This is a genomic window from uncultured Roseobacter sp. (genome assembly GCF_947501835.1).
In the GTDB taxonomy this organism is placed as follows: domain Bacteria; phylum Pseudomonadota; class Alphaproteobacteria; order Rhodobacterales; family Rhodobacteraceae; genus Roseobacter.
This window is the reverse complement of record NZ_CANMXR010000041.1, coordinates 1-6,043: the sequence shown is the minus strand read 5'-3', so window position 1 is coordinate 6,043 and position 6,043 is coordinate 1. Positions and strand designations below refer to the sequence as shown.

General features: G+C 52.7%; 6 protein-coding genes. 3 read left to right on the top strand and 3 right to left on the bottom strand.

Going from position 1 to position 6,043, the window contains the following annotated elements:
- Window positions 1-103: 103 nt before the first annotated feature.
- Together Q1A20_RS25825 and Q1A20_RS25820 are read right to left on the bottom strand one after the other, a co-directional pair.
- Entirely contained in the window at window positions 104-781 is a 678-nt protein-coding gene (locus Q1A20_RS25825) for a hypothetical protein (RefSeq protein WP_299919643.1), read from the bottom strand.
- Between the two features lie 304 nt (window positions 782-1,085).
- Window positions 1,086-1,955 carry a LysR substrate-binding domain-containing protein gene (locus Q1A20_RS25820; protein WP_299919641.1) on the bottom strand — a complete coding sequence of 290 codons (870 nt, stop codon included), beginning with the start codon at window positions 1,953-1,955 and terminating at the stop codon, window positions 1,086-1,088.
- A gap of 91 nt (window positions 1,956-2,046) precedes the next feature.
- Here Q1A20_RS25820 and Q1A20_RS25815 point away from each other — a divergent pair, with 91 nt between their 5' ends.
- On the top strand, window positions 2,047-3,273 hold the full coding sequence (locus Q1A20_RS25815; protein ID WP_299919638.1) for an MFS transporter: 1,227 nt from the start codon (window positions 2,047-2,049) through the stop codon (window positions 3,271-3,273).
- 292 nt (window positions 3,274-3,565) lie between these two features.
- On the opposite strand, the gene Q1A20_RS25810 is transcribed toward Q1A20_RS25815, so the two are convergent.
- Window positions 3,566-4,219 carry a CDP-alcohol phosphatidyltransferase family protein gene (locus tag Q1A20_RS25810; RefSeq protein WP_299740996.1) on the bottom strand — a complete coding sequence of 218 codons (654 nt, stop codon included), beginning with the start codon at window positions 4,217-4,219 and terminating at the stop codon, window positions 3,566-3,568.
- Between the two features lie 236 nt (window positions 4,220-4,455).
- Between Q1A20_RS25810 and Q1A20_RS25805 the strand changes: the two genes are divergently transcribed.
- Both Q1A20_RS25805 and Q1A20_RS25800 read left to right on the top strand, forming a co-directional pair.
- The gene (locus Q1A20_RS25805) at window positions 4,456-4,884 is read left to right on the top strand and encodes an adenylyltransferase/cytidyltransferase family protein (protein ID WP_299410625.1); all 429 of its coding nucleotides are present in this window, start codon (window positions 4,456-4,458) and stop codon (window positions 4,882-4,884) included.
- Window positions 4,885-4,915: 31 nt separating this feature from the next.
- A complete protein-coding gene (locus tag Q1A20_RS25800; protein WP_299919635.1) occupies window positions 4,916-5,467 on the top strand; it encodes a 2OG-Fe(II) oxygenase in 552 nt (183 codons plus the stop codon).
- The last annotated feature ends 576 nt before the right edge of the window (window positions 5,468-6,043 follow it).

Below are 6,043 nucleotides of genomic sequence, written 5' to 3'. Positions count from 1 at the left end.
GCGGAACAATAAGCCCGCGACCAACGCAGCGAGGCGGCCATCCTCCCAAATCAAAGCGACTTCTTCAACAAAATAAGAGCTTAGCGCAATTTTCTGACCTATATCAGTTTTCAAGTTTGGCAGCTGCCTCAAGCAAAGCAATGGCTCCCAAATCTATGACTGCACCCCGGCACCTTTCAAATGCAACACATGCACCAGCAAGCAGGGCAGTTGCGTGATACAGATTGAATTCTACCCCGGTATATTCAACACCTCCAAATTGAAGGGATTTCGTCAACGTCAATTTGCCGGTCGCAACATCTAACCGGAAGGCAGGTGACGGCTTTGCGGCCTCGCTTGCTGCAATTTCGGAATAGCGCCTTACGACTTCTTCTGGCGTCCAAAGGTCAATCTGTGATGTACTCGGAAGTATCTCGTCAACAATTCTCGGATTTGCTCGTAAGACCTCTTCAAGCCCAAGGGCAGTCGCTAGCTGAGGGTTGTCAATCAGCAAATTGGGATCTGCGTTCCGCAGTGCACTTTGTTTGACATCTGGAGGGCTATTTTTGAAGAGTTCTAGTGCACTTTCGATGTCAGCTTGCCTACGCGCAGTTCGCTCAACGCCATTGACGGCTGCCACTCTACCACTTCGCAAGGCAAGTTCCGCTGCTTCGTCGGCAGAGCGTTCCCCCGCATCAAAAGCTTTTCTGACTAAGCTTCCAAAAAACGGGTTAGCGCTGGACACCTGCGCAGCGACTATCAAAGAAAAGCACAAAATTGGCAAAGTGGACAAACGACCCATTTGAGAATCCCCGAATGCAATATCAGATCAGCTTAGCATACTCTGCCGTCGCCAGCCCGCTTCTGAAACATGATCAAATCGCAAAAGGTAAACTGGATCCACACTGCTGCATCCGGTAAGCAGTCACTGGCAAACTTGGTAGCACCAGCAACTTTGGGCTCGGCCCCGACCTTAGCTGCGTTGGTGACGAAGGGCCGGTCCAGGAAACACCACTGTTCGCTTCGTCGTGCGCAAACTGGTAAGATGCGGGACAAACGTTGCTTTTGCTCCGGTTGCGCCAATGTCTACTTCCGCAGCTTCCAGATCAGCTCATGTCGTCTTTTAACCAAGTCACGAAAGTTCGAATAGATGGTCGTTCAAATGTTTCCGGAAGGGCTACGGCATAGTAGGCAAACGCGGTTGGCCACACGGTATCCAAAGCGCGTACCAACTCGCCTGAAGCCAAACCGTCCTTGACGTATATGTCATTGAGCAAAGCCAAACCTTGGCCTTCGGTCGCCGCTTTGACGGTTAGAAAGTCATTTCCATATTGCGGGCCATACTGTGCGTCTGAGGCGTCGACGTCCTGTGCCTCAAACCAGATCGACCAGTCCTTTCCGGTCGAATCCGGCAACAGACGGAAGCGTAAACAATCTGCAGGCGCTGTTAGTGGCCCATGCTTTTCCAATAACGCTGGGCTTGCAACCAAGATAAGCTCGGGCGCACAAAGCCATTCAGAACGAAGGCCTAGATAGTGGCCTAGACCATGGCGAATGGCCAAATCAACCGGTTCAGATTTGAGATCAATTAGCCGATCATCGGTTTCAACAGAAACTCTGATTTTGGGATGCTCCCGTGTGAACCGACCCACGCTGGACACAAGCATGGAATGCGCGAAGGTCGCCGATGCGCTGATCCGCACCGTGTCACGGTACATTGCGAAATGCTCTTCATGTGCAGCTTCGATCTTTGAGAACGCAGTGCCTACATCAGATTGAAGTGCAAGACCCGCTGCCGTCAGCGTGATCCCGTGTTTGCTGCGATCAAACAGACGTAGACCGTGACGCTCTTCGACCGCCCGGACACGCTGACTGATGGCACCGGGCGTAACCCCCAGTTCGTGCGCGGCATCCTGCATCGCGCCCGTTCGGGCAACAACATAAAAAGTATAGAGGTCTTGGATGCGGATGGCCATATTTGACTTTAGACCAGCTAAAGTGATGTGACCAGCATATCGTTCGCCAAAGCGCCGGTTTGATGGCATCTGCACATCAAGGAGACGCTTTATGTCAGATACACACACCCATCCGTCACGCCAAAATTGGACCGTTGTTGCGTTTGGTTTTTTGGCGCTGTCGCTTGCCTTTTCCAGCCGAGCCGCACTAGGGCTTATTATGCCTGTCTGGCAAACAGAATTTGGCTGGACCAGCAGTTACATCTCAAGCGTGGGTGCCGCCGCGCTCGTTGTCATGGCCGTCGTTGCGCCCTTTGCAGGGCGGCTGGTGGACAGGCGCGGATCGCAGTTCACGCTTAATCTTGGCATGGGATTGCTCGGAATTGGCTGCGCCGTCGTTGCGTTGATGAATAACAAGCTGATGTTTGTCATCGGCTTTGCGGGGTTCAGCGCGGTTGGTTTTGGCATTGTCGCCACACATGTTGTGGCCACTGCTGTCACCCGAAGTTTTTCAGAAAACCAAGGTTTGGCAACCGGCATTGGCACTTCCGGCGCGACCGGCGGGCAGTTCCTCATTGTCCCACTGATTGCTGCTCTGCTGGCTTTCGCAAGCTGGCGATGGAGTTTTGCTGCCTTATCTCTCGCCAGCCTCGCTCTAGTCCCCTGTATCCGCATGAGCATGAGGGCAGATGAACCGGCGGAGGAGGAAACTGGGGCCAACGATGTACCCTCCTCCATGAGGCAAGACTTTGCGATGATCGTTCGACAACCAGCATTCCACCTGCTGTTTTGGAGCTTTCTGATCTGCGGATTTACTACAACCGGCGTGATCGAAACGCATTTGCTCCCGTTTGCTGCTTTCTGTGGGTTTCCTCCGATCCCAAGTGCAACCGCTTATGGTATGCTATCATTGGTGAACCTGATCGGAATGATCGCCGCAGGGTGGCTAACAGATCGGGTCAATCGTCCAGTGCTTCTGGCTTCAATCTATATGCTGCGGGCTTTAACATTCATTCTGCTTGGCAGCCTTCCCGGCACATCCATCGAAATGTTGTTCCTGTTCGCAGTTCTGTTTGGAACAGTGGATTATTCTACCGTGCCCGTCACAGCCAGCTTGGTGGCCAGCCATGTCGGTATCAAGATGATGGGCCTCGCAATGGGTCTGATATCAGCCGGACACGCAATTGGCGGTGCCATGGGAGCATTCGCCGGTGGCTATCTGTTTACCGCGACAAAGACATACGATCTTGTTTGGACCGGCTCGGTCTGGCTCGCTGTGAGTGCAGGCGTGCTGGCGCTCTTCCTGAAAAGTCAGCCAACAAGCAGAGCAGCTGCATAGCGGTCATTCAATCAGAGCGCAGCATCTGGTAAGTTGGGCTCGTTGCGGACCTCGGAGGCAACGCAGCATCTCCGTTCAGGTGCTTCTGGCTGCCGTCAGGGGCGGCCCTAACCGGACCTTCACCCACCTTCGGCCATGCTGCAATCGCAGCCCGCATTGCCGACATTCGCCGCATGAGAAAAGTCCAGAAATACTCAAACTCGCAGCCAATGAACTAAAGCCGCCGCCGTTCAATTTTCTTTCTGTGGCAACGCGTTGTTCAAGTTGGCAACGTCGATCAGGCAGGTTCTTCCTATGATTGCAGCAAGGACCAGCTGTAAAACAGGGTCGCCAAGAGCGTGTACAACGCCAGAATGGCAACATTGACTGGGTTTCCGGACAGTTTGGGCGTCTTGATTTGTGAGACGTTCAACACCGCGAGACACAGGGCGCTCATCGCTAGAATAATCGCAAATGTCGGGCGCTCAAAGTAGCCTGCAAACATAACAATAAAGACAAGACTGATGCTGTTGTTATCAATTGCGAGCCCCGTGTATTTAGCATCGCCCGACAACCCGAAAGTGCTGAAATAACTCAAACGGATCGCACCAAAGACCAAAGTGACAAACACGACGGGCAGGAACCAAGGACTGAACTCGCCGTAACTTAGGATCAATACGGCAGGTGTTACGCCGTAGCTGACAATGTCGATCAACAAATCAAGCGTGCCACCAAACGCGCGATCATCGCCCGTGCGGCCCTTCATCCGACGGGCAATCAACCCATCCGCCCAATCAAACCCAACGGCCCAAATCATGCCGATCATCGCCGCAGAATAAAGCTCGACTATCGCAAAATAGATCGCCAGCAAAGAACATCCCAGCCCGGCAAGCGAGCAGATGTTTGGCAGATCTTTGATGTATGACAAGATCGGTGGCTTGGGCGTGGCAGCGTTTTCGATTGTCATGAGACATCCTTTGAGTTAGTTCGAGTGACCCCTCGTCAACGTTTGACAGGTAATCTCTGCTTTCCATTCTGAGTGCATTTGAAACGCGCGGTTTCAAAACTTAAGTCGACTCCAGACGTCTGAACGCCTGGAGGTATCTCAGCTTAATTATTTGAAAAAACTGAAAAATACGCACACTCGCATTCAGATGCCTCGTGCTACCACCGATGACGGGTGGGCAAAAGGATAAAGCGAAAATGATCGTCTATACCGTTGGCACCTTCGACCTGCTCCATGTTGGCCATCTGGCCTTGTTAAATCACTGCAAATCATTGGGCGACATCCTAGCCGTTGGCGTCGCCTCTGATGAGGTCGTGAACCTGTATAAGCCGAACGTTCCGGTTATCCCATTGCAACAACGGGTTGAGATGCTTGAGGCGCTCAGTTGTGTGGACATTGTACGTCCCTATCATGCGCTCGAATACGTTTCAGGCTGCAAAGCGGTAGGTGCGGATATCTTTGTGATCGGCGAGGATTGGGGCAGTAAACGCCACAACCTCGATGTTGATGCCTACCTGAAAGAAATGGGCAAAGAGATCGCTCAGGTGCGTTACAATCCGCGAACATCATCCACAAAAATCAAACAGATGGTCATGGCGCAAATTCATGCGAGGGCAGCCGAATGAAAACCAGTCTATTCTTAAAAAGACGCCTTAGATGACGGCACTCTATTCCCTGCCAGATGCGTTCAGCGCAGGCGAATGTGAACGCATCATTGCGGCGATCACGGCGGCCCCGTCCAAAGATGCGCGACTGGTAGGCCAAACGCGCAACCCTTCCCTCCGCAAGGCACATTTGCTCTGGCTTGATGACGTCGACAGGCTTGGATGGGTCATGGATCGCCTGATCGAAATTGTCCGCAAATCCAATGTCGATCAGTTTGGCTTCGACCTGCGCGAGTTTGCCGAAAGCCCGCAGGTCGCAAGCTATGACGCCTCTGACGGCGGCCATTTCGCGCGGCACTCTGACATCGGCGAAGGCCCTATGGCGCGCAAACGCAAGCTCACACTGGTGCTACACCTCAGCCTGCCAAATTCTTACGAAGGAGGCGACCTCGAGGTGATGCCAAGCGCCCAAATCCTGTCGGCTAACCGCGCTCAAGGCTGTGTCATCATCTTCCCCAGCTATACCTTGCATCAGGTGGTACCTGTGCAATGCGGCATGCGCCACTCGCTAACACCATGGGCGCATGGGCCGGCTTTCAGATAACCGATCAAAAATCATCGAATTCTGGAACATTGCCGATCCGAGCCAAAAACGTTGGCGGGCTTATCTCGCCAGAACTTGGGTCCTCGACAATCATATAAGCATCCGCGCCTGCGCAATCAGGTGACTGACTCACACGTTCCGCGCGGCTCTCGGCCTCTTCCGCCGTTGTATGCTGGAACTGTTTGTCAATTTTGACGCCAACCGGAGCACCCTTTGTGCGCTTTGTCTCGATTTAGGTCTGACAAATGTAGTGGGTCTTCGACGTATCGTCTGACATTGTGTGTGATCCTTGAAGAGAAAGTGCAGGATCAGGTAACAGAAGGTGCTTCAAAATGCACAAAACGTTCCTGATAGGAATTCAACTATCTGATGTGCCTTAAAGTGTCTCTGGCGAAGTTCAATACTAGGCCACCGTCAGGGGCGTCAACAAACCAGCAGATTGGGTTCATAACCGCCACGGCCCTTAGCCGCCGTTCATCACTTAAGTTACGCTGCGGTGCAGCTTACTCAGAACGGACTTTCGTGCTCGGCGTATCAATTGGTTACTTTCAGTGCAACTGAGCATGAACAAGATAA

Bases quoted from the DNA above. Each gene is read 5' to 3' on its own strand.
- Q1A20_RS25805 (WP_299410625.1), top strand. From the start codon at position 4,456: ATGATCGTCTATACCGTTGGCACCTTCGACCTGCTCCATGTTGGCCAT.
- Q1A20_RS25800 (WP_299919635.1), top strand. From the start codon at position 4,916: ATGACGGCACTCTATTCCCTGCCAGATGCGTTCAGCGCAGGCGAATGT.
- Q1A20_RS25820 (WP_299919641.1), bottom strand. From the start codon at position 1,955: ATGGCCATCCGCATCCAAGACCTCTATACTTTTTATGTTGTTGCCCGA.
- Q1A20_RS25825 (WP_299919643.1), bottom strand. From the start codon at position 781: ATGGGTCGTTTGTCCACTTTGCCAATTTTGTGCTTTTCTTTGATAGTC.
- Q1A20_RS25810 (WP_299740996.1), bottom strand. From the start codon at position 4,219: ATGACAATCGAAAACGCTGCCACGCCCAAGCCACCGATCTTGTCATAC.
- Q1A20_RS25815 (WP_299919638.1), top strand. From the start codon at position 2,047: ATGTCAGATACACACACCCATCCGTCACGCCAAAATTGGACCGTTGTT.